Source organism: Aeromonas sp. 75A (assembly GCF_051919425.1).
Taxonomy (GTDB): domain Bacteria; phylum Pseudomonadota; class Gammaproteobacteria; order Enterobacterales; family Aeromonadaceae; genus Aeromonas; species Aeromonas veronii.
The window spans coordinates 2,824,254-2,847,703 of sequence record NZ_JBQBES010000002.1; the positions used below are offsets into that span (position 1 = coordinate 2,824,254).

The 23,450-nt window shown below is 60.5% G+C and carries 25 protein-coding genes and 1 pseudogene; 12 read left to right on the forward strand and 14 right to left on the reverse strand.

Features of this window, described 5'->3' with window-relative positions; genetic code table 11:
- The first annotated feature begins 57 nt into the window (after nt 1–57).
- From thpR to ACTG2T_RS13355, 10 genes are all read left to right on the forward strand, one after another.
- Entirely contained in the window at nt 58–600 is a 543-nt protein-coding gene (thpR, locus tag ACTG2T_RS13310; RefSeq protein WP_107682735.1) for an RNA 2',3'-cyclic phosphodiesterase, read from the forward strand.
- The gene (sfsA, locus tag ACTG2T_RS13315; protein WP_330125338.1) at nt 597–1,340 is read left to right on the forward strand and encodes a DNA/RNA nuclease SfsA; all 744 of its coding nucleotides are present in this window, start codon (nt 597–599) and stop codon (nt 1,338–1,340) included. Before thpR ends, sfsA begins: the two co-directional genes overlap by 4 nt.
- 119 nt (nt 1,341–1,459) lie before the next feature.
- Nucleotides 1,460–1,909, forward strand: a complete 450-nt coding sequence (gene dksA / locus ACTG2T_RS13320) for an RNA polymerase-binding protein DksA (RefSeq protein ID WP_005335644.1) — start codon at nt 1,460–1,462, stop codon at nt 1,907–1,909.
- A 111-nt stretch (nt 1,910–2,020) separates the two neighbouring features.
- On the forward strand, nt 2,021–2,929 hold the full coding sequence (gene gluQRS / locus ACTG2T_RS13325; protein WP_330125339.1) for a tRNA glutamyl-Q(34) synthetase GluQRS: 909 nt from the start codon (nt 2,021–2,023) through the stop codon (nt 2,927–2,929).
- Nucleotides 2,930–3,275: 346 nt separating this feature from the next.
- Complete coding sequence (gene pcnB, locus ACTG2T_RS13330) at nt 3,276–4,742, forward strand: polynucleotide adenylyltransferase PcnB (protein WP_005335642.1); 1,467 nt, start codon at nt 3,276–3,278, stop codon at nt 4,740–4,742.
- An 11-nt stretch (nt 4,743–4,753) separates the two neighbouring features.
- Nucleotides 4,754–5,263, forward strand: coding sequence for a 2-amino-4-hydroxy-6-hydroxymethyldihydropteridine diphosphokinase (gene folK, locus ACTG2T_RS13335; protein WP_139495635.1), 510 nt, complete (start codon nt 4,754–4,756; stop codon nt 5,261–5,263).
- Nucleotides 5,260–6,054 (forward strand): 3-methyl-2-oxobutanoate hydroxymethyltransferase, encoded by a 795-nt coding sequence (gene panB, locus ACTG2T_RS13340; protein WP_005335640.1) that lies wholly within the window; start codon nt 5,260–5,262, stop codon nt 6,052–6,054. Before folK ends, panB begins: the two co-directional genes overlap by 4 nt.
- 201 nt (nt 6,055–6,255) lie before the next feature.
- On the forward strand, nt 6,256–7,104 hold the full coding sequence (gene panC, locus ACTG2T_RS13345; RefSeq protein ID WP_115521744.1) for a pantoate--beta-alanine ligase: 849 nt from the start codon (nt 6,256–6,258) through the stop codon (nt 7,102–7,104).
- Between the two features lie 33 nt (nt 7,105–7,137).
- The gene (locus ACTG2T_RS13350) at nt 7,138–7,488 is read left to right on the forward strand and encodes a putative quinol monooxygenase (RefSeq protein WP_330125340.1); all 351 of its coding nucleotides are present in this window, start codon (nt 7,138–7,140) and stop codon (nt 7,486–7,488) included.
- Between the two features lie 149 nt (nt 7,489–7,637).
- Nucleotides 7,638–9,005: a cation:dicarboxylate symporter family transporter gene (locus ACTG2T_RS13355; RefSeq protein ID WP_330125341.1), complete on the forward strand. Its 1,368-nt coding sequence runs from the start codon at nt 7,638–7,640 to the stop codon at nt 9,003–9,005.
- Nucleotides 9,006–9,088: 83 nt separating this feature from the next.
- Here ACTG2T_RS13355 and ACTG2T_RS13360 read toward each other — a convergent pair whose 3' ends face one another.
- The 8 genes and pseudogenes from ACTG2T_RS13360 to hpt all read right to left on the reverse strand — a co-directional run bounded on the left by ACTG2T_RS13360 (nt 9,089) and on the right by hpt (nt 14,858).
- The gene (locus ACTG2T_RS13360; protein ID WP_330125380.1) at nt 9,089–9,616 is read right to left on the reverse strand and encodes a rhodanese-like domain-containing protein; all 528 of its coding nucleotides are present in this window, start codon (nt 9,614–9,616) and stop codon (nt 9,089–9,091) included.
- Nucleotides 9,617–9,637: 21 nt separating this feature from the next.
- Nucleotides 9,638–10,057: pseudogene (locus tag ACTG2T_RS13365) on the reverse strand (MauE/DoxX family redox-associated membrane protein); the annotation flags it as partial.
- The gene (locus ACTG2T_RS13370) at nt 10,054–10,362 is read right to left on the reverse strand and encodes a DUF3343 domain-containing protein (RefSeq protein ID WP_330125342.1); all 309 of its coding nucleotides are present in this window, start codon (nt 10,360–10,362) and stop codon (nt 10,054–10,056) included. The pseudogene ACTG2T_RS13365 and the gene ACTG2T_RS13370, both read right to left, overlap by 4 nt.
- Entirely contained in the window at nt 10,359–11,141 is a 783-nt protein-coding gene (locus ACTG2T_RS13375) for an acyl-CoA dehydratase activase (RefSeq protein WP_330125343.1), read from the reverse strand. Before ACTG2T_RS13375 ends, ACTG2T_RS13370 begins: the two co-directional genes overlap by 4 nt.
- A 9-nt stretch (nt 11,142–11,150) precedes the next feature.
- Nucleotides 11,151–12,302 (reverse strand): double-cubane-cluster-containing anaerobic reductase, encoded by a 1,152-nt coding sequence (locus ACTG2T_RS13380; protein WP_330125345.1) that lies wholly within the window; start codon nt 12,300–12,302, stop codon nt 11,151–11,153.
- Nucleotides 12,303–12,528: 226 nt separating this feature from the next.
- A complete protein-coding gene (locus ACTG2T_RS13385; RefSeq protein WP_167574161.1) occupies nt 12,529–13,302 on the reverse strand; it encodes an ABC transporter permease in 774 nt (257 codons plus the stop codon).
- Nucleotides 13,299–14,216 (reverse strand): ABC transporter ATP-binding protein, encoded by a 918-nt coding sequence (locus ACTG2T_RS13390; RefSeq protein ID WP_330125346.1) that lies wholly within the window; start codon nt 14,214–14,216, stop codon nt 13,299–13,301. The genes ACTG2T_RS13385 and ACTG2T_RS13390 overlap by 4 nt, the downstream gene beginning before the upstream one ends.
- Before the next feature lie 111 nt (nt 14,217–14,327).
- Nucleotides 14,328–14,858, reverse strand: a complete 531-nt coding sequence (gene hpt, locus ACTG2T_RS13395; RefSeq protein ID WP_005335618.1) for a hypoxanthine phosphoribosyltransferase — start codon at nt 14,856–14,858, stop codon at nt 14,328–14,330.
- Nucleotides 14,859–15,059: 201 nt separating this feature from the next.
- Between hpt and ACTG2T_RS13400 the strand changes: the two genes are divergently transcribed.
- A complete protein-coding gene (locus ACTG2T_RS13400) occupies nt 15,060–15,674 on the forward strand; it encodes a TetR/AcrR family transcriptional regulator (RefSeq protein ID WP_042079938.1) in 615 nt (204 codons plus the stop codon).
- 72 nt (nt 15,675–15,746) lie between these two features.
- On the opposite strand, the gene ACTG2T_RS13405 is transcribed toward ACTG2T_RS13400, so the two are convergent.
- A complete protein-coding gene (locus ACTG2T_RS13405; protein WP_107682724.1) occupies nt 15,747–16,358 on the reverse strand; it encodes a flavin prenyltransferase UbiX in 612 nt (203 codons plus the stop codon).
- Entirely contained in the window at nt 16,355–17,725 is a 1,371-nt protein-coding gene (mpl, locus tag ACTG2T_RS13410) for a UDP-N-acetylmuramate:L-alanyl-gamma-D-glutamyl-meso-diaminopimelate ligase (protein ID WP_107682723.1), read from the reverse strand. The genes ACTG2T_RS13405 and mpl overlap by 4 nt, the downstream gene beginning before the upstream one ends.
- 258 nt (nt 17,726–17,983) lie before the next feature.
- Here mpl and ACTG2T_RS13415 point away from each other — a divergent pair, with 258 nt between their 5' ends.
- Complete coding sequence (locus tag ACTG2T_RS13415) at nt 17,984–18,685, forward strand: phosphatase PAP2 family protein (RefSeq protein ID WP_107682722.1); 702 nt, start codon at nt 17,984–17,986, stop codon at nt 18,683–18,685.
- A 70-nt stretch (nt 18,686–18,755) separates the two neighbouring features.
- On the opposite strand, the gene galE is transcribed toward ACTG2T_RS13415, so the two are convergent.
- The 4 genes from galE to ACTG2T_RS13435 form a co-directional block, all read right to left on the reverse strand.
- On the reverse strand, nt 18,756–19,769 hold the full coding sequence (gene galE / locus ACTG2T_RS13420) for a UDP-glucose 4-epimerase GalE (protein WP_005335608.1): 1,014 nt from the start codon (nt 19,767–19,769) through the stop codon (nt 18,756–18,758).
- A gap of 94 nt (nt 19,770–19,863) precedes the next feature.
- Nucleotides 19,864–20,853, reverse strand: a complete 990-nt coding sequence (locus ACTG2T_RS13425) for a hybrid-cluster NAD(P)-dependent oxidoreductase (protein WP_330125347.1) — start codon at nt 20,851–20,853, stop codon at nt 19,864–19,866.
- A gap of 111 nt (nt 20,854–20,964) precedes the next feature.
- The gene (gene hcp / locus ACTG2T_RS13430; RefSeq protein WP_107682719.1) at nt 20,965–22,614 is read right to left on the reverse strand and encodes a hydroxylamine reductase; all 1,650 of its coding nucleotides are present in this window, start codon (nt 22,612–22,614) and stop codon (nt 20,965–20,967) included.
- A 289-nt stretch (nt 22,615–22,903) separates the two neighbouring features.
- Nucleotides 22,904–23,371, reverse strand: coding sequence for a Dps family protein (locus tag ACTG2T_RS13435; RefSeq protein ID WP_107682718.1), 468 nt, complete (start codon nt 23,369–23,371; stop codon nt 22,904–22,906).
- Nucleotides 23,372–23,450: the final 79 nt, after the last annotated feature.

A 23,450-nucleotide genomic window follows, 5' to 3' on the forward strand; every position in this document is an offset into this window, starting at 1 on the left:
GGATAGCTGCCATAGAATGGGCCCATCCAATGAGCGTGAAAAAGGCATTATCACCACATGGCCAAACTCTTCTTTGCCCTGCCCGTCAAGGAGCTCGCCCCCGAGCTCATCGCCTGGCGCGATCAGCTGCCTTGGCCCGGTCAGCCGGTGCCGCAAGCCAACCTTCATCTGACCCTCGCCTTTCTGGGGGAGGCGGACGAGTTGACCACCCGCCGCCTGATCGCCGCCGTAGAGCGCCAGCACTGTCCGCCGCTCACCATCAGGCTGGATGAGACCGGCTGGTTCAGCCGGGCCAAGGCGGCCTGGATTGGCCCGAAGGAGTGGCCCAATGAGCTGACCGTGCTGGCGAAGGCGCTGCGCCGCCACGGCGAGAAGTTGCGTCTTGGCAATGGCGAGCAGGGTTATCGACCCCATGTCACCCTGTCGCGCAAGGCGGGTGAGGCTCCGGCCATCCTGCCAGCCCCAAATTTTCTGCTGCAGGCCGATGAGTTCTGCCTCTATCAATCCATCTCGACTCCGGACGGGGTGCGCTACGAGCCGCTTGCCTGCTGGCCGCTGCGCGCCCGGGTAAAAGAAGATGCGCGGAGGGCTAACCCGTGATTTTTGATCCCCCCCTGCAATCGGGCCAGCTGCTGGCCCGCTACAAGCGCTTTCTGACCGATGTGCAACTCGATAACGGCGAGGTCATCACTATCCACTGCGCCAATACCGGTGCCATGACCGGTTGTGCCGATCCGGGCACCCGGGTCTGGTACTCCACCTCTGATAACCCCAAGCGCAAGCTGCCCAACAGCTGGGAGATCGCCGAGAGCCCGGCGGGCCACTTTATCTGCGTCAACACGGCGCGCGCCAACCAGATCGCCCGGGAGTTGATCGAGCAGGAGGCTATCGCTCCGCTGGCGGGTTACAGTCGGTTGCGCACCGAGGTGAAGTATGGCGAAGAGAACAGTCGCATCGATCTGTTGCTGGAAGATGATGAGAAGGGCAATTGTTACATCGAGGTAAAATCGGTCACCCTGCTCGACGAGCGGGAGGAGGTTGGCATGGGCTACTTCCCCGATGCGGTCACCGCCCGTGGTGCCAAGCATTTGCGCGAGTTGATGGCGATGAAAGCGGCGGGCCACAGGGCCGTGCTGCTCTTTATGGTGTTGCACTCCGGAATAAGCCGGATGCGCCCTGCAACCCATATAGATCCGCACTATAGTCTGCTAATTGAGCAGGCAATCGCGGCGGGGGTTGAAATTTTATGCTATCGGCCCCATGTTGGGGTGCAAGGCATGGTGGCTCAAGGGTTTATTCCGTTTGAATCTGGTCACCTGTTACCCGAGGGGAGTGCATAAATATTGGAGTGGGTAACATTATTGGTACGGCTCGTTTGCTTACCCGTTACCCTTCTGCTATAGATGTCGCCCTCAATTTATGGATGGCACGGGTAGCGTGCTGAATTAGGAGACAGGGCATGCCAACAGGCGAAAACAGGAAATCTCTGGGCCCCCTGGCCATTGCGGGTGTCGCGCCTTACCAGGAAAAGCCGGGTGAGGAGTACATGAATGACCAACAAAAGGCGCATTTTCGCAAGATCCTGGGTGCCTGGCGCAACCAACTGATGCAGGAAGTTGATCGTACCGTCGACCATATGAAAGACGAGGCTGCCAACTTCCCGGATCCCGTGGATCGTGCCGCGCAAGAAGAAGAGTTCGCTCTTGAACTGCGTACCCGCGACCGTGAACGCAAGCTGATCAAGAAGATCGAGAAGACCTTGCAGCTGCTTGAAGACGATGATTTCGGTTACTGCGAACACTGCGGTATCGAGATCGGTATCCGTCGTCTGGAAGCCCGTCCGACTGCCGACCTCTGTGTCGATTGCAAGACGCTGGCCGAGATCAAGGAAAAACAGATGGCCGGTTGATCCCGACCCTCTGGTATATGAAAAAGGGAGCTTGCGGGCTCCCTTTTTTATTGAGCTTTTGGCGGTCGCGCCCCAGAATGCAGCCTCAATGAATCGCTTACCCGAACAGTCATGCCAGTGAATTCCCCGTCCTCACCCCTTGTGCGCCCCTATGTGGGCCGTTTTGCCCCCTCACCCTCAGGCCCGCTTCATTTCGGTTCGCTGATCGCCGCCCTCGGCAGCTTTTTGCAGGCCAGAGCGCAGCAGGGACGTTGGCTGGTGCGCATCGAAGATATCGATCCGCCTCGGGAGATGGCGGGGGCGGCCGACCTTATTCTCAAAACCCTTGAGGCATATGGTCTCGAGTGGGATGGGGAGGTGATGTTCCAGAGTGCGCGCCACGGCCGTTATGACGAGATCATCGACCAGCTCTATCGGGCGGGGGACCTCTACTGGTGCCGTTGCACCCGGCGCGAAATTATGGCTGCGGGCGGTCTTTACAGCGGCCACTGCCGCACCCTCGGGCTGGCGGCCGAAGGTTGCGCCGCCCGGCTGCGCCAGCACCATCCGGTCTACCACTTCGACGATCGTTTGCAGGGCCATATCGCGGTCCCGGCGGCGCTCGCCGAGGAGGATTTCATTATCCGCCGCCGCGACGGGCTCTACGCCTACAACCTGGCGGTGGTGGTGGATGATATGGACAGCGGCATCACCGAGATAGTGCGCGGTGCCGATCTGCTGGAGCCCACGGTGCGCCAGATTGCCCTCTACCAGACCCTGGGGGCAGCGGTGCCCGACTGGGTGCACCTGCCGCTGGCGGTGCTGGCAGATGGCAACAAGCTCTCCAAGCAGAACCATGCGCCTGCGCTGGCGCTTGATGAGGTGCGCCCGGCACTGTGGCAGGCGCTGCACTTCCTCGGCCAGTGCCCGCCGCCCGAGCTGATGGCGAGCCGGATCGACGAGATCATCCGGTGGGGGATCGCTAACTGGCAGCTCGAACGGGTGCCCGCCAGCGAGAAAATCCCGCTCGCGGATTGCTGAGTCGACCAGGTGATTTTTGTTTGATTGAGCGTAAATTGCCGCTGTTGATTGTGATTTTACCGGGATGATCCGTTTCAAACGGGATCAATTGTCAGCACGGTTTTTCATTTGGTCAGGCGTGAGCTATGCGCAGTTAGACCGCTATTTTTTGGCTCGGCTTGATTCAAATGAGCTGAAGTAGCCACATGGTTTTTCATTTGTGCAGGCCTGAGCTATGTGCAGATTGACCGCTATTTTCGCTGGCAGACGGTTTCATGCGGGATCAATTGTCAGCACGGTTTTTCATTTGGTTAGGCGTGAGCTATCATAGGCCGCTATTTTTTGGCCTCCCGTCAATTTAGAAGTCATGAAGAGGTGTACCATTTTTTCCCAGATCGCAAACTTTTGCCGCAAGGTGCTCGGCAAGGAAGACGGCGAGCAGTCGGTGGAATCCCCCATTCCAGCCCGTGTCGCCGGTCAACGTCGTACCTTAAGCCGTGATCAGCACCCTATTTCGCGCAAAGAGATCAGCGAGAATGCACTCAAGGTGCTCTATCGCCTGAACAAAGGGGGCTATGAGGCCTACCTGGTCGGCGGCGGAGTCCGGGATCTGCTGCTCGGGAAGACGCCCAAGGATTTCGACATCGCAACCGATGCGACGCCGGAGCAGATCAAGGCGCTGTTCAGCAACTGCCGCCTGATTGGCCGTCGTTTCCGCCTGGCCCACATTGTCTTTGGTCGTGACGTGATCGAAGTGGCCACCTTCCGGGGTCACCACCATCAGGTCAATACCAGCAAACATGTGTCGGCCCAGTCTGATGAAGGCATGCTGCTGCGCGACAACGTCTACGGCACCATCGAAGAGGATGCCGAGCGCCGCGACTTTACCGTCAACGCCCTCTACTACAGCGCCAAAGATTTCACTCTGCACGATTTCGAAGGGGGTCTGGAAGATCTGGCCGAGCGCAAGCTTGAGCTGATCGGCGATCCCGAGACCCGTTATCGTGAAGATCCGGTGCGGATGCTGCGCGCCGTGCGCTTCGCCGCCAAGCTGGATATGACCATCAGTCCGCGTACCGCCGCCCCCATCAAGGAGCTGGCGCCACTGCTGCAAGACATACCGGCTGCCCGCCTGTTTGAGGAGACCCTCAAGCTGTTCCTGGCTGGCGACGGTCTGGCGACCTACAAACTGCTGCGCGAGTATGGCCTGTTCCAACAGCTGTTCCCGCAAGTGGCGGCGCTGTTTACCCCGCACGGCAACTCGCCCTACGAGCAGTTTATCGAGCAGGCACTGATCGATACCGACACCCGCGTTCGTGAAGACAAGCGCGTCACCCCCGCCTTCCTCTACGCCACCCTGCTGTGGGGCTGCGTCGAGGCCCGTGGTCGGGTGCTGGAGAACGAGAGCGGCCTGCCCTGGTATGACGCCTTCATGCTGGCGATCAACGAGGTGCTGGACAATCAGGTGCGGATCATCGCCGTTCCCCGCCGTTTCACCACAGATGTCCGCGACATCTGGGCACTGCAACAGCGGCTGACCCGTCGTCAGGGCAAGCACCCCGAGCGCGCCATGGAGCATCCCAAGTTCCGCGCGGCGTTCGACTTCCTGTTGCTGCGCAACCGGGTCGAGCGCGGTCTCGGCGAGCTGGCCAGCTGGTGGGAGCGCTATGTCGCCTCCAATCCGGATGTGCGCCCGCAACTGCAGCGTGAAGCGACCCGTCGCCCGGCCAGCGGTGAGCGCGGCGAGGCTCGCAGCCACGATGGCGAGAAGCGCAGCAGCAACAGCCGTAACCGCCGTCGCCCCCGTCGCCGCAAACCGAAAGTGGCCGAGTGACAACAGACGTGATGACCGAGGTCTTCATCGCCATTGGTTCCAACCTGTCTGATCCGCTGGGTCAGGCTCGTCGCGCCGTTGCCGCCTTGGCAAGGTTGCCGGAATCTGTGCTGGTGGATGCCTCGTCGTTTTACAGCAGCCGCCCCATGGGGCCTGCTGACCAACCGGACTACGTCAATGCCGTGGCCCGGCTCAATACCCGGCTCGCGCCCCTTGCGCTGCTGGACCAATTACAAAAAATCGAGCTGGAACAGGGACGTGTGCGCAAAGATGAGCGGTGGGGGCCGAGAACTCTGGATCTCGATCTGCTGCTCTATGGGGATCAGGTGATCAACCATGAGCGCCTCATCGTACCCCACTACGGCATGAAGGAGCGGGAGTTCGTGCTGCTGCCCCTTGCCGAAATTGCGCCTGCTCTGGTGCTGCCCTGCGGCACCCCGCTCGCCCGACTGGTTGCCCGCTGCCCGCACAATGATTTGGCCATCATTGCCCCGCGTGCAGACGTACAGGAGCCTCTATGAGCAAGATCACCACCGCCAGCCTGCTGAAGATGAAGCAGGAAGGTCAAAAGTTCACCGCCATCACCGCCTATGATGCCACCTTTGCCAAGCTGTTCGACGACGAGGGGGCCCACGTGCTGCTCATCGGCGATTCGCTGGGCATGGTGCTGCAAGGGGGTCAGGATACCCTGGCGGTCAACATGGATGAGATGGTCTATCACACCCGCTGTGTGGCGCGCGGTGCCAGCAAGGCACTGGTGGTCGCCGACATGCCGTTCATGAGCTACGCCACCCCCGAGCAGACTTACCAGAACGCCGCCCGCCTGATGGCGGCCGGTGCCCGCATGGTGAAGATGGAAGGGGGCGACTGGCTCTGTGACTCCATTCGCCACCTCACCCGCAACGGGGTGCCGGTGTGCGGTCACCTCGGCCTCACTCCGCAATCCGTTCATGTCTTTGGCGGCTTCAAGGTGCAGGGGCGCGATGAGTTTCAAGCCCAGGAAATCTACCGCCAGGCCCTCGAACTGCAAGCGGCCGGTATCCAGCTACTGGTGCTCGAGTGTGTGCCCACTGCGCTGGCCGAGCGCATCACCAAGGCGCTTCGCATCCCGGTGATCGGCATTGGTGCCGGCCCCGCGACCGATGGTCAAATTTTGGTGATGCACGATGCCTTTGGCGTCACCTCCGGCTATGTGCCCAAGTTCACCAAGAACTTCCTGGCCGAGACCGGCGATGTGCGTGCCGCCATCCGCCTCTATGTCCAGCAGGTGAGCGAGGGGAGCTTCCCCGGCCCGGAGCACTGCTTCAACTGATCCTGGCGGTTGCATGATGGGGGCTGCGGCCCCCGTCTCTGCTTCTCAGCCTCGCACAGTTAATCTGTATAGCTAATCCGTATCTTATTGATTCATCTAAAGGTGAACTGCTGATAGCCATGTTCGTGCCCCATCCCGCCCGAGCGCTATCTGTGGATGCAACCCGTCTCTCTTTTTGATTTATCGGAAGGTGAACTGCTGATGTTGGTCGTAAATAATCCCGTCGTTCTGCGTGAGCAGATAAGCCAATGGCGCCGTGAAGGGCGTGCCATCGCATTCGTGCCCACCATGGGCAATCTGCATCAGGGCCACCTGACGCTGGTGAAGGAGGCGCACAGCCACGCCGAGAAGGTGGTGGTCAGCATCTTCGTCAACCCGATGCAGTTCGACAAGGCCGAGGATCTTGCCAACTATCCGCGCACTCTGGAGCAGGATTGCGCTGCGCTGGAGGCGGCCGGGGTCGACATGGTATTCACCCCGACCCCGGAGATCATGTATCCGCAGGGGCTGGCGAGCCAGACCTTCGTCGAGGTGCCGGGTCTCTCCAATCTGCTGGAGGGAGCGCTGCGCCCGGGTCACTTCCGTGGTGTCAGTACCGTCGTCACCAAGCTGTTCAATCTGGTACAGCCGGATGTGGCCTGCTTTGGCCAGAAGGATTACCAGCAGTTGGCGCTTATTCGAAAGATGGTGGCCGACATGGCGATGCCCATCGAGATCGTCGGCGTGCCCACCGTGCGGGCCGAAGACGGGCTGGCGCTCTCTTCCCGCAACGGCTACCTGACTGCCGCCGAGCGGGCCATTGCCCCCGAGCTGGCGCGCACCATGAACTGGATCGCCGAGCAGATCGAAGCGGGTGATCACCACCTGCCGTCCTTGGTGGCGCAGGCCAGCCAGCGTCTCGACAACGCCGGTTTTCGTACCGATGCCATCGACATCGTCGATGCCGCCACCCTCGAATCCGCCACAGATGAGAGCGCGCAGCTGGTGATCCTGATGGCTGCTTATCTTGGCAAGGCCCGCCTTATCGACAATCAAGTGGTCACGCTGTAGCAAGCCTGAGCCCGCCACAACCAGGAGGACCCCATGTCCAAGAAGGTTTACTGCATTGCCCAATTCCTGCCCAAACCCGGTCAGGAGCAGGCCCTGTTTCAGGTGCTGCAGGCGCTCGAGCCCAACACCCTGCGTGAGGATGGTTGCCTGCAATATCGGGTGACCCGCCACATCGAGAGCCCGTTTGCCGATGGGGAAAGCTTTCCCATCGTGTTCAACGAGATTTGGCAAGATATGGCGGCCTTTGAAGCCCACTGCCAGCGCACGGAGATCAAGGCTTTCTTCGAGCGTTACTGTCTGGCGGAAGATGGTTTGGCTGCCAAGTGGAATGTCTGCGTCTATAGCGACGAACCCGAACAGTACGACGCCCCCGTAAAGAAGTAATTCCCCCGAATGCCAGCGGACGCCCCCTCGGGCGTCCGCTGCTTTTTCACGCCTGCACTCTCCTGCATTCCGGCGTTTTGTTCTGCGGCCCAGCCCGCATCTCCCTTCGTTTCTATCCACTTTTGGCCTGATGGCCGCTACAGGTACTCATGATGTTTGTCCTGATTGCATCGCTTGTTTTCTGTCTGCTCTGTTTTGCCCTGACCCGGATTCCCTCTACTGTGCCGCTCTCGCGCAAGGTGCTTGCGGGTCTGTTGCTTGGCGCCCTGTTCGGGCTGGCGCTGCAACTGGGTTGGGGCGCCGATGATGCCGACGTTCAGCAGACCCTGGAGTGGGTCAATATCGTCGGCGGTGGCTATGTCAGCCTGCTCAAGGTGGTGATGATGCCGCTGGTGTTCACCTCCATCCTCTCCGCCATCAACAAGCTGGAGCAGGCCCAGTCCCTCGGCAAGATCAGTGCCGTGCTGATCGGCTCCATGCTGACGCTGGTGATGATCGCCGGTGTGGTGGGGATGACCATCACCCACCTAAGCGGTCTCACGGCAGCCGGGTTGTTGAGTCACGGTAGCGACAGCGCCACCCTGCAACAGAGCATGAGCACCATCGACAGAGCCCAGACCCTGCCGGCCCTGCTACTCTCGCTGGTGCCCACCAACTTTGCCGCCGATATGGCGGGTAGCCGCAGCCTCTCGGTGATCGGGGTGGTGATTTTCACCGTGCTGGCGGGGGTTGCTCTGCTCCAGATGAAGACGGAGCACCCGGAGGCCGGTGCTCGCGCCGCCGTGGCCATCGACACTCTGCAACTGTGGGTGATGAAGATGGTGCGGGTGGTGATTGCCCTCACCCCTTATGGCGTGATGGCGCTGATCGCCCGGGTGGTGGCTCACTATCCCATGAGCGAGATCCTCAGCCTGCTCGGCTTTATTCTGGTCTGCTACGTCGCCATTCTGGCGATGTTTGCGGTACACATGGTGATCCTGCTGCTGATCGGCCAGAACCCGCTGCACTATCTGCGGGAAGTGTGGGGTGTGCTCACCTTCGCTTTTGTCTCCCGCAGCAGTGCCGCCTCCATCCCCCTCAGCATCGAGACCCAGCAGCGCCTTGGGGTGCCCGCCAGCATCGCCAACTTTGCCGCCTCGTTCGGTGCCAATCTGGGCCAGAACGGTTGCGCCGGCATCTATCCGGCCATGATGGTGGCGATGATCGCCCCCATGCTCGGCATCAACCCCTTTGATCCCCTGTTTCTGCTGACTCTGTTGCCGGTCATTGCGCTCGGCTCCATCGGGGTGGCTGGCGTTGGCGGCGGAGGCACTTTCGCCGCGCTGATCGTGCTCTCCACCCTCAACTTCCCCATCGCGCTGGTGGGGGTGATGATCGCCATCGAGCCACTGGTGGATATGGGCCGCACAGCTCTCAACGTCAACGGCTCCATCATGGCGGCCATGATCACCAAGCGGTTGCTGGGCAAACAGCAGCTGGCCGAGACGCAGGTGCTGGAGCAGCAGGCCGCCAGCTAACCCCGAGCGTTACCCAATATGAAAGAAGCCCGCAGTTGCGGGCTTCTTTCATATTGGCTGTGTTGCCTTGTAGGCAGACGCGGTTATTCGGCAGAGACGGGGTAACCGGCTCCTTTCCAGGCGAAGATGCCGCCCGGCACCCGATAGACTTGCTGATAGCCCTGAGTCACCGCCCAGGCGGCTGCGTTGTGGCTGCGGCCGCACTTGACGAAGCCGCAGTAGATCACCACGGGGCGGGCTTTGTCTTCACCCAGCAGCGCCTGGAACTGCTCCGGTGTACCGCTTCCCTCGACGATCTCGCTCCAGTTGTCGCCTGACTTGGCCTCCTTCACGAAGACAAAGTTCTTGGCGCCCGGGATGTGCTCTTTCTTGTAGGAGTCCTCATAGGGCATGGTGTCGATGATCACCAGCTCCTCGCCCTTGTCCATCCGGGTTTTCAGCTCGGCAACGGTCAGCAGCTGATAGCCCCCCTGCTGCGCCTCCTGTGCCAGTTGTACCGCCGATTGTTCCAGCTTCACCTCCTGCTCGAACTGGTTGTCGCCACAGCCTGCGAGGGCAAAGCTGGCGGCGATCAGCGAGGCTACCAGAGTGCGGGATCGCAATGTCATCATGTCACTACTCCTTTGGAACGGGAAAACGGGGCGGGAAGTTCGCAGCAGGGCGCCCGCAAGCGTCAGTAGCAGCAGATCCCGCACAATGGCCTCCGGCAGCGAGCTGAGATCAGCCCTGCCAAGACAGCCGCAAGAGATGTCGAGCCCGATGGCAATGCCATAGCCCAACACCGGAATAAACAGGGCGAGCAGCCCGATCACCAGCCACAATCCCCAGCGCCGGTTGGCGATGACTGCAAGCCCGGCGCAGAGCTCAAGGGCAATCAGCCCCCAGGCGGCGAACGGGATCAGCTGCGGCCAGATCAGACCAAAGGCGCCGATCTGCTCGATGAACAGGGCGGGGGAGACCAGCTTGAACCCAGCGGAGGCGAGGAAGAATCCCCCCAGCGCCAGATTGGCCAGCATGCGCAGATAAACAGCCATGGGATAGCTCTTTATCATCCATGACTCCGACTGCCAGCCACAGGCGTTTGCTTCGCCATGTCCGGGCTATTGGCCGGATAGCGGGCCAGCTCCTGATAGTCGCCGTCCGCTTCGCAGCGAAAGACGGCGGCGGTTTCACCGCTCTGGCACCACTGCTGCCACTCGTCTGGCGGGCTGTGGAGGCGAATGGCGAGGCCACAGCCGGCGCTGAGCAGGCGCGGCACATCGCAGACCCGAAACGCCTGGCCGTGCTGCTCCAGCCGTTTGCGCAGCCTGACCGTGCCGAGGGTGGAGTGGAACAGGTAGAGAAACTCCTGATTCATGATTTGCCTCCCGTGCTGGCGCGGGCGCCGAACAGGGCGGCCCCCAGCGCACCGGCAAACTGGGCATCCGGGTGGGTGGCGACCTCACAGCCCAATCCTTGCGCCAGATAGTGGCGGAAGGTGGCGCAGTGGCTGACTCCGCCGGTAAAGAGCACGCTCGGTCGGGCGCCGAGGCGGCCGATAAAGCTGGCGCTGCGCCGGGCCATGGAGCGGACGATGCCGGCCAGGATCGACTCGGCGGGAATGCCCGCCGAGCGCAGGCTGATCGCCTCCGACTCGGCAAACACGGTGCACATGCTGCTGATGTCGTGGGGTTCGGCCCCTTGCAGCAGTTCGTCGAGCTGTTCGACCCGCGCCCCCAGAGTGCGGGTGATCACCTGGAGAAAGCGCCCGGTACCGGCGGCGCACTTGTCGTTCATCAGAAAATCGGTGAGGTTGCCGTCACTATCGAGCTGGATCACCTTGCTGTCCTGGCCGCCGATGTCGATGACGGTATGCACTGACGGGCAGAGCAGGCGGGCGCCCAGCCCGTGGCAGGAGATCTCGGTGACCCGCCGATCGGCGAACGACGCCAGATCCCGGCCATAGCCGGTCAGGGTCAGGTGGGGGCGCTCTGGCAAATCGGCCGAGAGCTCCTCCCAGCCTTGCTCGATGGCAGCCAGCGGACGAAAGGGAGTCGGCACCAGAAAACGGCGGACGATACGCCCGCCATCCTTGTGGTCGAACAGGATCCCCTTGGTCGCGGTGGAGCCCGAGTCAATCCCGATGGAGAGTGACACTGCGCCTCCTTACAGCATTTCGATAAAGGCGGCCAGCCGGGTGGCCAGCTGTCCCTTGTCGGCGCTGGAGTAGTCGGTCTCGACCGCCATGTAGGGGATGCCATGGCATTCGCGCACATGGCGCTTGATGGCGAGCGACTCCACCGCATAGGTGTGGCAGGCTTGCAGGATCACATCGATCACCCCGTCTGCCTGATACTCCTCCACCATCTGGCTCAGCAGATTCATGCGCTGGTGGTTGGGGGAGATGCAAGAGCAGCCGATGGCCAGATACTTGTCGGTCAGCGCATCGAACAGGTCGCCCTCTTCCCTGACGCACTGCTCGGTTGCCTTGGCGCCGGTGCAGTTCTCGTAACCCACCACCCAGCCGCCGTGCTCCTCGATGAGGCGCACCACCTTGTCAGCTGCGCCGCCGATGGGGCAGCCGGTGATGAGGATGCGCGGACGGGCATCGAGCCGCTTGCCCTCGGCATACTCGGCCTTGATGCGGCGGGTCATCTCCTGCAGCTCGCTGATGAGCTGCTCCTTGTCGAAGCGGAAGGTGGCGCCATAGACCACCTTGAGCAGGTCGGTGCCGCTCAGCGCCGGCGGGTTGAGCTGACCCAGCCGGTAGAAGTCGGCCAGCGCGCGGCGCTCGCGGTTTTTCAGCACGATGGCCTCTCGTAGCGCCTGCTCGCTGATCGGTTGGCCAAACTGCTGCTCCAGCAACTCCTTGAAGCGGACGATTTCGCTGCGCCACAGGGTGCGGGAGGCTTCGTCATCGGCGCGGTTGGGCAACTGCATCACATGCACCGGTTTGAACTCGGCCATGTACTCGTACATCTTCTTCTTGCCGTCGCAGGTGGTTTCCCCCACCACCAGATCGGAGAAGTAGAAGTAGGGGCACTTGTCGGTCTTGCCAAAACCGTAGCTGCTCTTGATGAGCGGGCAGAGGTTGCGGGGCAGATCTTTCTCGGCCTCCTCGATGGTCTCGTCGCTGGTGGAGCAGAGCGATACCACCACGGCGCCGGCGGCCATCGCCACCTCCTGCGGCATAAAGGTACAGTAGGTACCGACCAGGGGGATCTGTCGCTCCTTGAGTGCCATTACAGCCAGAAAGCCCTGACGACGGGCATCTGAAAAGCTATCGAATATGGCTGGCAACTCGGTGATAAGTGACATAGGCGATCCTGCCCTGATGAGAGAAATGAAGAGACGGACGAGCCATCCGTGACGGCACATCCAACCGCGAGAATTATACCTTTAGGGGTAATTAGAAAATTGCGGTGGATCACAAGGTGTCAGGTAAATCCTTAATGACAGGCAGGTTATTGAGAAGGGAGCTGGCAGGTTGAAGGGGCTACAGGGGGAATAAAAAACGGGCACCGTGAGGTGCCCGTTTTGGCAATCAGTGGCGCAGGCCGGTGCCCCGGGAGATAAGCCACCAGGCGATACCGTAGAGGGCCACGATAAAGCCGATGATGATGAGGTAGGCGGTGCCGAGCGGCACGTCGGAGATGCCGAGGAAGCCGTAACGGAACGCGTTCACCATGTAGATGATCGGGTTCACCTGGGAGACACTCTGCCAGAAGGGGGGCAGCAGGCTGATGGAGTAGAACACCCCGCCCAGATAGGTGAGCGGCGTCAGCACGAAGGTGGGGATGATGCTGATGTCGTCGAAGGTCTTGGCAAACACCGCATTGATAAGGCCACCCAGCGAGAAGAGGATCGCGGTGAGCAGCACGGTCACGCAGACGCTGAACAGATGGTGGATCTGCAGCGGCACGAAGAACAGCGACACCAGGGTGACGATGAGGCCGACACAGAGGCCGCGTGCCACGCCCCCACCCACGTAACCGGCGATGATGACGTAGTTGGGTACCGGCGCGACTAGCATCTCCTCGATATTGCGCTGGAACTTGGCGCTGAAGAAGGAGGAGGCGACGTTGGAGTAGGAGTTGGTGATCACCGACATCATGATGAGGCCGGGCACGATGAACTCCATGTAGGTGAAACCGCCCATGTCACCGATGCGCGAACCGATCAGGTTGCCGAAAATGACGAAGTAGAGGCTCATGGTGATGGCCGGTGGCACCAGGGTCTGGATCCAGATGCGGGTGAAGCGGCTCACCTCTTTGGCCAGAATGCTCTTGAAGGCGATGTAGTAGATGGCCAGATTCATGCTTTTCTCCCCTCTTCGACCAGATTGACGAACAGCTCTTCCAGCCGGTTGGCCTTGTTGCGCATGCTCACGACCTGCACCTGCTGCTTCGACAGTTGCTCGAACAGGCTGTTGAGTGACTGGCTCTTGTCGAGATCCACCTCAAGGGTGCGCTCATCCTGCATGCGGCCGTTGAACTCTGGCACCTCGGGTACGGCAGAACCTGGCGCAAGGTCGAGCAGGAAGGTCTCGCGACCCAGCTTGCCCAGCAGATTCTTCATGCTGGTGTTCTCGATCAGACGACCCTTGTCGATGATGCCGATGTTGCGGCAGAGCATCTCGGCCTCTTCCAGATAGTGGGTGGTGAGAATGATGGTCACCCCCTGCTCGTTGAGATCCTTGAGGAAACTCCACATGGAGCGACGGATCTCGATATCGACCCCGGCGGTCGGCTCATCGAGGATCAACAGCTTGGGCTCGTGCATCAGGGCGCGGGCGATCATCAGGCGACGCTTCATGCCGCCGGAGAGGGTGCGGGCCGGCATGTCGCGCTTTTCCCACAGATCGAGCTGGCGCAGGTACTTCTCGGCGCGGATCTTGGCTTCTGCCTTGGGCACGCCGTAGAAACCGGCCTGATGGGTGACAATCTGGATCACCTTCTCGAACTGGCTGAAGTTGAACTCCTGCGGCACCAGTCCGAGCTGGGCCTTGGCCTGTTCCAGATCGCTGTCGATGTCGTAGCCAAACACCTTCACCTTGCCGGCGCTCTTGTTTACCAGCGAGCTGATGACGCCGATGGTGGTGGATTTGCCCGCGCCGTTCGGGCCGAGCAGGGCGAAGAAATCCCCCTGCCTGACGGTAAGATCGATGCCTTTAAGGGCTTCGACGCCCCCCTGATAGGTCTTTTTCAGGCCGCTGATTTCCAGTGCGTTCATTGCAACCTCTGTGATGGTTGAATCCGGCTCGATACAGAAAAGGCGGCCAAGGCCGCCTGCACAGAGTAAAGGGCGCAAGGCCGCTTCACCCGTGATATTCCTGAACCTGGCTTACTCCTGGGGTACCACTTTGCCGATAAACGGCAGGTTGCGGTACTTCTGGGCGTAGTCGATGCCACAGCCGACCACGAATTCGTCCGGAATGGCGAAGCCAATCCAGTCTACCGGCACCTGCACTTCGCGGCGGGAGGGTTTGTCCAGCAGGGTGCAGATGGCCAGGGATTTCGGCTCGCGCAGGGAGAGGATCTCGCGCACCTTGTTGAGGGTGTAACCGGTGTCGATGATGTCTTCCACGATCACCACATCTTTGCCCTTGATGTCATCGTCCAGGTCTTTGAGGATGCGGACGTCACGGGTGCTGTGCATGCCGGAGCCGTAGCTGGAGGCGGTCATGAAGTCCAGGGTGATGGGCAGCTGGCACTGGCGGCAGAGGTCGGCCAGGAAGATGCAGGAACCGCGCAGCAGCGCAATCATCACGACTTCGTCAGAACCCTGATAGCGGGCGGTGATCTCTTCACCCAATTTGGCGATCCGGGCGGCTACTTCAGCCTCGGAGATCATCACCTCGACGGTGTGTTTCATCACTTACTCCCATAAGGCCAAAGGGGATTTGGCCGTTCATGAATATCAAAACCGATGATTCTACCACTCATGTTGAAGGGTGCTAGAGATACGTGGTGCTTTTATCGGCTTATTTTAATTGATAGAGTTAGCAGGCACTCAGGCATGATTAGTTAAAATACTATAAACACCATAATCAATAACTATTAGATGATAAAAACTATGGAACCACGCGCAGAAATAAGACGTCGTACCCGGCTGTCGCCGGAAGCTCGTCGCTCCCAATTGATGGAATGTGCCATCGAGGTGTTCTCCCGTCGCGGCATTGGCCGTGCAGGTCACGCCGAGATAGCCGAACAGGCCAAGGTCTCTGTGGCTACCGTCTTCAACTATTTCAACACCCGTGAGGAGTTGGTAGATGAGGTGCTGGCCGAGATCGAACGCTTTGTGAACCAGATGCTGTCGCAGGCATACGGTGACCAGGGCTCCATTTTCGACAAGATCCAGCGTCATGTACGCCTCTCTGTCGATGCCGCCTACGATCAACCGGATTATGCCGGTATCTGGCTGGAGTGGAGCTCATCGGTTCGGGAAGAGGTATGGCCCCGCTATACCCGGCTGCTCGATCACTGCCTTGAGCTGATCGCCAGCGAGCTGCAAACCGCCATGGATGCAGGGGAGATCACCAGCGTGCTGTCAGCACAGGATCTGGCCCGCTCTTTGACCGGTTTTGGCTATGTGATGATGCAGATGATCAATCAACCTCAGCGCCCGGCGCGCCAAGAGGTGACTGATTTCCTGTTCAAGTACGTGACGGCGCCAATTCAGGCTCGCTAACACGGCTTAACGAAAAAACGGCGTCACTCATTGAGTGGCGCCGTTTTTTTATGGCCGGATATGGCGGTCAGCTCAGTGGTGGCCATAGCCCCAGCGGTGGGTCAACTCATGCTCGACACCGAGATGATCGAGGATGCGGGCGACCATAAAGTCCACCAGATCGGCGATGCTTTTCGGCTCATGATAGAAACCGGGGGCGGCAGGCATGATGGTCACCCCGAGCCGCGCCAGTTTCAGCATGTTCTCCAGATGGATCGCCGAGAAGGGGGTTTCGCGGGGCACCAGGATCAGTTGGCCACGCTCCTTGAGCACCACATCCGCTGCCCGCTCCAGCAGGTTGTCCGAGGTGCCGTTGGCAATGGCCGAGACGGTGCCCATGGAGCAGGGGCAGACCACCATCTGTTTGGGCGCGGCCGAACCGGAGGCCACCGGCGAGAACCACTCCTCCTTGCCGCAGGCGACAATCTGCCCCTCCTTGGCGCCATATTGGCGACAGAGATAGGCAGAGAGCTCTTTCGGCGAGCCCGGCCAATCCTGCTGCTGCTCGGTCTTGAGTACCACACGAGCCGCCGAGGAGGCGAGCAGGTAGACCCGATAGTCCGCCTGCACCAGACACTGGAGCAGGCGCAGGGCGTAGGGGGCGCCGGAGGCGCCGGTCAGCGCCAGGGTGATCGCTTTGTTCATAGTTCGCCGTGGTAATCCTTGAGGCGGGCGATCAGCTTGTCATGAATGCCACCGAAGCCGCCGTTGCTCATGATCAGAATATGGTCGCCATCGCGGCTCTCGGCCACCAGCCGGTTGATCAGGGTCTCCAGATCATTGAATACCTTGGCCGGTCGGGTCATATGGGCGGTCACCTCGCCGAGATCCCAGCCGATGTTGGGCGGCTGGAAGAAGAACACCTCGTCGGCGCCATCGAAGCAGCCAGCCAGCTCCTCCTTGTGAACCCCCAGCTTCATGGTGTTGGAGCGCGGCTCCAGCACCGCCAGAATGCGGGCCTCGCCCACTTTGGCGCGCAGGCCGCCGAGGGTGGTCTCGATGGCGGTGGGGTGGTGGGCGAAGTCGTCATAGACGCTGATGCCCGCTACCTCACCCTTGAGCTCCATCCGCCGCTTGGGGGATTTGAATTGGCAGAGGGCGGCGATGCCATGCTCTACCATGACACCGGCGTGGCGGGCAGCGGCGATGGCCATCAGGCCATTGTTGACGTTGTGCTCGCCGATGCACTCCCAGTGCACCTCGCCCTGTTTTTCACCATCCAGCCACACCTCGAAGGCGGAGCCGTCATCGGCCAGCTTGACCGCCTGCCACTTGGCGTCGTCCTGACCTACCAGCTCCACTTCGCTCCAGCAGCCCATCTTGCGCACGGCGGTGAGGTTGTCATCGGCTTGCGGGAACAGCACTCGGCCGTTGCTCGGCACGGTGCGCATCAGGTGGTGGAACTGGCGCTGGATCGCGGCGAGATCCGGGAAGATGTCCGCGTGGTCGAACTCCAGATTGTTCATCACCAGGGTGCGCGGGTGGTAGTGGACGAACTTGGAGCGTTTGTCGAAGAAGGCGCAGTCATACTCGTCCGCTTCGATGACGAAGAAGGGGGCGGAGCCGAGACGGGCCGAGACCGGGAAGTTGCCCGGCACGCCGCCAATAAGGAAACCGGGCTCCAGTTTGGCGTACTCCAGCACCCAGGCCAGCATGCTGGCGGTGGTGGTCTTGCCGTGGGTGCCGGCTACGGCCAGCACCCAGCGATCTTGCAGCACGTGCTCCAGCAGCCACTGGGGGCCGGAGATGTAGGGCAGATTGCGGTCCAGCACATATTCAACACAGGGGTTGCCGCGGCTCATGGCGTTGCCAATCACCACCAGATCCGGCGCCGGATCGAGTTGGGAGGGGTCATAGCCTTCGGTCAGTTCGATGCCCTGTTGCTCGAGCTGGGTACTCATGGGGGGATAGACATTGGCATCCGAACCGGTTACCCGGTAACCAAGCTGTTTTGCCAACACCGCCAGACCACCCATAAAGGTGCCGCAGATCCCGAGAATGTGAATATGCATACCGCTTCCTTTCGCAGTAAAGGGAAGTGCGCATTCTAGGGGGTGTTGCGGTGGTGGCACAAGCCGCACTCATGGTGAGAGGCCCACAGATGCAGCACCGGAGGCAGAAATCTTGGCGCTGTTGGGATATGCGAGATTGGAATGGGCTGATGGGCTTTATTTGAGGCTTGATATTGTGTCGCACTTTCTTACAATTCTTCGGTTTTGTGACGCACTCTACAGTTTTACGATATCGCCCTTTTCCAAAGGAGAGTCCCCATGGGCAAGTTCCTGCTTTGCTATCTGGTCGGTGGTCTGGTGGCCATCAGTTGGGCTGCGCTGCCCGCTCACGGTCCCTGGGATCAGTGGGACCTCGCGATTTTTCATACCGTCAACGGCTGGCTCGGCCAGTCGGCTCTGTGGGCCGATCTGGTGGCCATCACCAATAACCGGCTGTTCGATCTGGCGGTGCTGGCCTGTATGGGGCTGATCCTGGCCCGCTGCTTCTTCGCCCGGGATTTGGCGGGTCGTCGCCAGCTGGTGGCGATGGGCATAGTGATGCTGCTGAGTGCACTGGTGATCAACCAGCTTGGTCACCGATTGCCGGTGGAGCGACCCAGCCCGACCCTGATGGTGGCCGATGCGCTGCGGGTGACCCAGATCAGCGCTATTCCGACCAAGGACTCTTCCGGTGACAGCTTCCCCGGGGATCACGCCCTGTTCCTGATGATCTTCGCCGGCTACGCCTTGCGCTATCTACCGCGCTGGGCGGGAGTCACCGCATTGCTGATGGTGCCGATCTTTTCCGCGCCGCGCATTCTGGCTGGGGCTCACTGGTTTACCGATGTCTACGTCGGCGCACTGGGGCTGGCGACCCTCTGTCTGCCCTGGTTGCTGCTGACCCCGCTGGCGGATCGGCTGATAGAGCGCATCGCCCCCCGATTGGCCCGTGTGCCGCTGCTGCGCAGTCAGACCCACTGATTGAACGTCGCAAAATAAAACGCCCCGACATGAAAATGTCGGGGCGTTTTGTTATCCACCCGCTAGATCATCAGCCTTGATAGCCGTTCGGGTTGTTGCTTTGCCAGCGCCAGGTATCGACCATCATCTGCTCCAGACCGCGCTCTGCCTGCCAGCCCAGCTCGGCACGGGCCAGCGTCGGCTCTGCCCAGCACTCGGCGATGTCGCCCGGGCGACGGGGTTTGATCTGGTAGGGAATGGGTCGGCCGCTGGCCGCTTCAAACGCCTTGACCATCTCCAGTACCGAGTAGCCCTGACCTGTGCCCAGGTTGTAGGTGAAGACGCCGGTGTCGCTCTTGATGCGCGCCAGTGCTTTCAGGTGGCCGATGGCGAGATCCACCACATGGATGTAGTCACGTACGCCGGTGCCATCCGGGGTCGGGTAGTCGTTGCCAAATACCCCCAGCTCCTTGAGCTTGCCGACACCCACCTGGCTGATATAGGGCAACAGGTTGTTGGGGATGCCGTTGGGATCTTCACCAATCAGGCCGCTCTCGTGGGCGCCGACCGGGTTGAAGTAACGCAGCAGTACGATAGCCCAGCGGGGATCGGATTTGGCGAGATCACGGAGGATCTCCTCCACCATCAGCTTGGAGCGACCATAGGGGTTGGTGGCGCTGGTGGGGAAATCTTCCCGCAGTGGTACCGAGGCGGGATCGCCATAGACAGTGGCCGAGGAGCTGAATACCAGCCGGAAAACCCCGGCCTTGGCCATCTCTTCGCACAGCACCAGAGTGCCGCTGATGTTGTTCTGGTAGTAGGTGAGCGGGATCTGGCTCGACTCCCCGACCGCCTTGAGGCCGGCGAAGTGGATGACCGATTCGATCTGGTGGTTGGCAAACAGCTGCTGCAGGCAGGCTCTGTCCAGCACATCCCCTTCGACGAAGGTGACCGGTTTGCCGGTGATCTGCTCGACCCGCTTGAGTGACTCCGGTGAGGAGTTGGAGAGGTTGTCGAGTACCACGACCTGCTGCCCCGCGCCGAGCAGCTCAACCAGGGTGTGGGAGCCGATATAGCCGGCGCCCCCTGTGACCAGTATTGTCATTTTTTATCCCGTGTTCTGGTGAAACTGGGGCCGAGTCTACCCGTCCTGCCCGCTCGAGAAAAGGTTGAGATACCAATGAAGCCCTTTGTGTATCTCAATAATCGAGGTTGATATCCCCTTTTGCGGTGCAGGAGCAGGCCAGAGCAACGCCGCTCTCCAGATCCTGAGCACTCAGGGTCATCACGCTCTGGCGCTCGATGTCACCTGTGGTGGTGCAACGACAGCTGCCACATACCCCGGCGCGACAAGCCGCCATTATGGTTTCGCCTGCAGCTTCCAGCGCCGCCAGCAGGGTCTGACCCGGCAGGATCTTCACCTTTTTGCCGCTCTTTTTCAGGGTCAGCCAGAAGTGGTCGCTGGTGGTCGTGGCTGGCTCTACGGGAGGAAGACCGAAGGACTCCTGATGCAGCTGCTCCTGCGGCAGTCCCAGTTCGGCCAGCATGGTTTTGACCGCCGCCATATAGGGTGCCGGGCCACAGAGATAGACGTGGCGTTCGCGCAGATCCGGGGCCAGTTCGGCCAGCATGGCGGGGGTGAGTCGGCCAATCCAGGGGTGATCTGCTGGGGCCCCTTCCAGTATCAGGGCATGCCGTACACCGGGGTGCGCTTCGGCCAATGCAGCCAAGTCATCTGCGAAGATCACATCTGCTGGCGAGCGGGCGCTATGGATAAAGCGAATATCGGCATCCGGCCGTTTGGCGAGCTCGTCTCGCAGCATGGCCCACATGGGGGTGATGCCGGAACCGGCGCTCAAGAGCAGTGGTCGTTCGCAGGGCAAGGCGGTTAGGTTGAAGTCGCCAAAGGGACCATCCACCCGGATCTCGTCGCCCACTTGCAGGGTCTGGTGCAGATGGCGAGAGACCCGTCCCACATACTTGATAGTCACTTGCCAGCAGGCATCCTGCGGGCTGGAGGAGAGGGTATAGGCGCGGCACTCCGGCTGGCCGTCGATCTCGGTGTGCAGGGTGATGCACTGGCCTGCCAGCACGGGAGGGAGGCTGCCGGAAAACGGCACCAGCTGCCAGCTCACTACGTCGTGGGTGTTCTGTTGGCGGCCAATGCAGGTGAGCGTGAGAGAGGTCATCACAAGGCTCCTTAGGTTTGAAACGGTTCGAAAAACGTCTGGTGAAAAAGCCGGGTCCAGAAAAAAGGCGAGCCGGGCGGCTCGCCAAACGCTTACAACATGCGGTACCGATCAGGCCGCCAGGATCTCGGCCAAGTCAGCCTCGGCCGTGGTGGTCCCTTTCAGACCGAACTGCTCTTCCAGCACCTTGAGCAGGGCCGGGGTGAGGAAGGCGGGGGCGGTCGGGCCGGTACGAATATCCTTCACCCCGAGGGAGAGCAGGGTGAGCAGAATAACGATGGCTTTTTGCTCGAACCAGGAGAGCACCAGCGTCAGCGGCAGATCGTTGACCCCGCACTCGAACGCCTCGGAGAGTGCCAGCGCCAACTGAATGGCGGAGTAGGCATCGTTGCACTGGCCCACGTCCAGCAGACGCGGAATGCCGCCGATGTCGCCAAAATCGAGCTTGTTGAACTTGTATTTGCCGCAGCCCAGGGTGAGCAGCAGGCTGTCGCGCGGCGCCGCCTTGGCAAACTCGGTGAAGTAGGCGCGCTCGGCCTTGTCGCCGTCACAGCCACCCACCAGGAAGAAGTGGCTGATCTCTCCGGCTTTGACCTTCTCAATCACCGCGGGGGCGGCCTGCATCAGGGCGTTGCGGGCAAAGCCGATGGTGATGAAGTGCTCGAGCTCTGTGTGTTTGAAGCCTTCCAGCGCTTGCGCCTTGGCGATCACGGCGGAGAAATCATCCCCCTCCAGATGAGTGACGCCCGGCCAGCCGACGATGGAGCGGGTGAAGATACGATCCGAGTAGTTGCCCACATTCGGGTCGATGATGCAGTTGGAGGTCATCACCACGGCGCCCGGGAAGTTGGCAAACTCCTTCTGCTGGTTCTGCCAGGCGGAGCCGTAGTTGCCCACCAGATGGGGGTACTGCTTGAAGAAGGGGTAGGCCAGCGCGGGCAGCATCTCGCCGTGGGTGTAGACATGAATGCCGGCCCCCTTGGTCTGCTCCAGAATGAGCTTGAGATCCATCATGTCGTGGCCGGAGACCAGAATGCACTTGCCGGGGATGGGGGTGACGCGTACCTGGGTCGGCTCCGGATGGCCGAAGGCGCTGGTTTCACCCAGATCCAGCATCTCCATGATTTTGAAGTTGAGCTGACCGATCTCCATGGCGCAGCTGAACAGCCGACCCATTTCGCTCGGGTCTGTGCTGAGCCAGCTCATGATGCGGTGGAATTCGGCGGCCACCTCGTCACTCTGCTGATCCAGCACCCGGGCGTGCTCCATGTAGGCGGCGGCGCCCTTGAGGCCGTAGAGACAGAGCAGACGCAGCCCCATGATGTCTTCGTTCACCTCGCTCTTGCCCCGATTGGGGGCGGCTGGTGCGGCATGGGCAAGTTGTTCCAGCAGTTCGGCACCGGGTTCGAAGTAAGCGGACTGTGGCAAGTCGTTGACCTGCACCGCCATGGCGGTCAGACGATCGGCTAACTGCTGGCGATAGGCGAGGGCCTGATTGACGTAGGCCACGATGCGATTCGAGTCGAAGTTGACGTTGGTGAGGGTGGCGAAGAAGGCCTTGGGCACGAAAGCATCGACCTCGCGATCTATGATGCCTTGCTCGCGGGCGGCCAGCGCCCAGGCGCTGAGCCCCTGCAGGGTGTAGATCAGCACATCCTGCAGATCCGAGGTTTCCGCCGTCTTGCCGCACATACCTTGTGCGTAGGCACAGCCGTTGCCTGCCGGGGTACGAATTGTCTGTTCACATTGCACACAAAACATCATGCCTCTCCTAATTGGACATTTCAGTTGTCTGTTTTGTGGTGATTCTATTCCTCTCGCGAAAAACTTAATAGGTATTCAATTTGCCAATTAAGATTCCCTTGATGCAGATCAAAAACAAAAAAAGCCGCCCAAACAGGGCGGCAAGCGGGTGGATAAAAGGAGAGACAACTCAGGTTTGCAACAGAACATAACAATCAGACGGATTGGGCCGTGGTCTGGTCAGGAGCTTTCGGCCCGGTACTTACTCAAGCCAGCATACGTACGCTGTAGCTGGCTTGGTTCACTATCAGGCCAGATAAGCGCGCAGCATCCAGACCAGTTTTTCCTGCTGCTGCACATAGTCGGAGAGGATGGAGGCAGTGCCCTCATCACCGGCTTCGGCGGCCTGGCCCAGAATACGACGCTGGGCGACCAGCAGTTCGCGGAAGCTCTCCAGCAGGGATTCGACACAGGCGCGGCCATCGCGAAGCCCCTTTTGCTCTGGGATGGCAGAGACTTTCAGGTAGTCACTGAAGCTGTGCATCGGCACGCCATCCAGGGTCAGGATCCGCTCGGCCAGTGCATCGACTTTCAGCAGCAGGTCGTTGTAAATCTCTTCAAATTTCAGGTGCAGTTCGAAGAACTGGTTGCCACGGATATTCCAGTGGAAGCCGCGCACGTTCATGTAGAGGATCTGGTAGCTGGCCAGCAATTTGTTCAACTCGGCTGCCAGGGCTTGTGATTGAGCAGTATCAAGACCAATCGGGCTTTTCATCATTCACCTCCAGATTTGGAAATCGGTTTTAAATTCTCTTTCGGAACGCAGTCAGAATAACGCCTTGCAAAATGCAGGG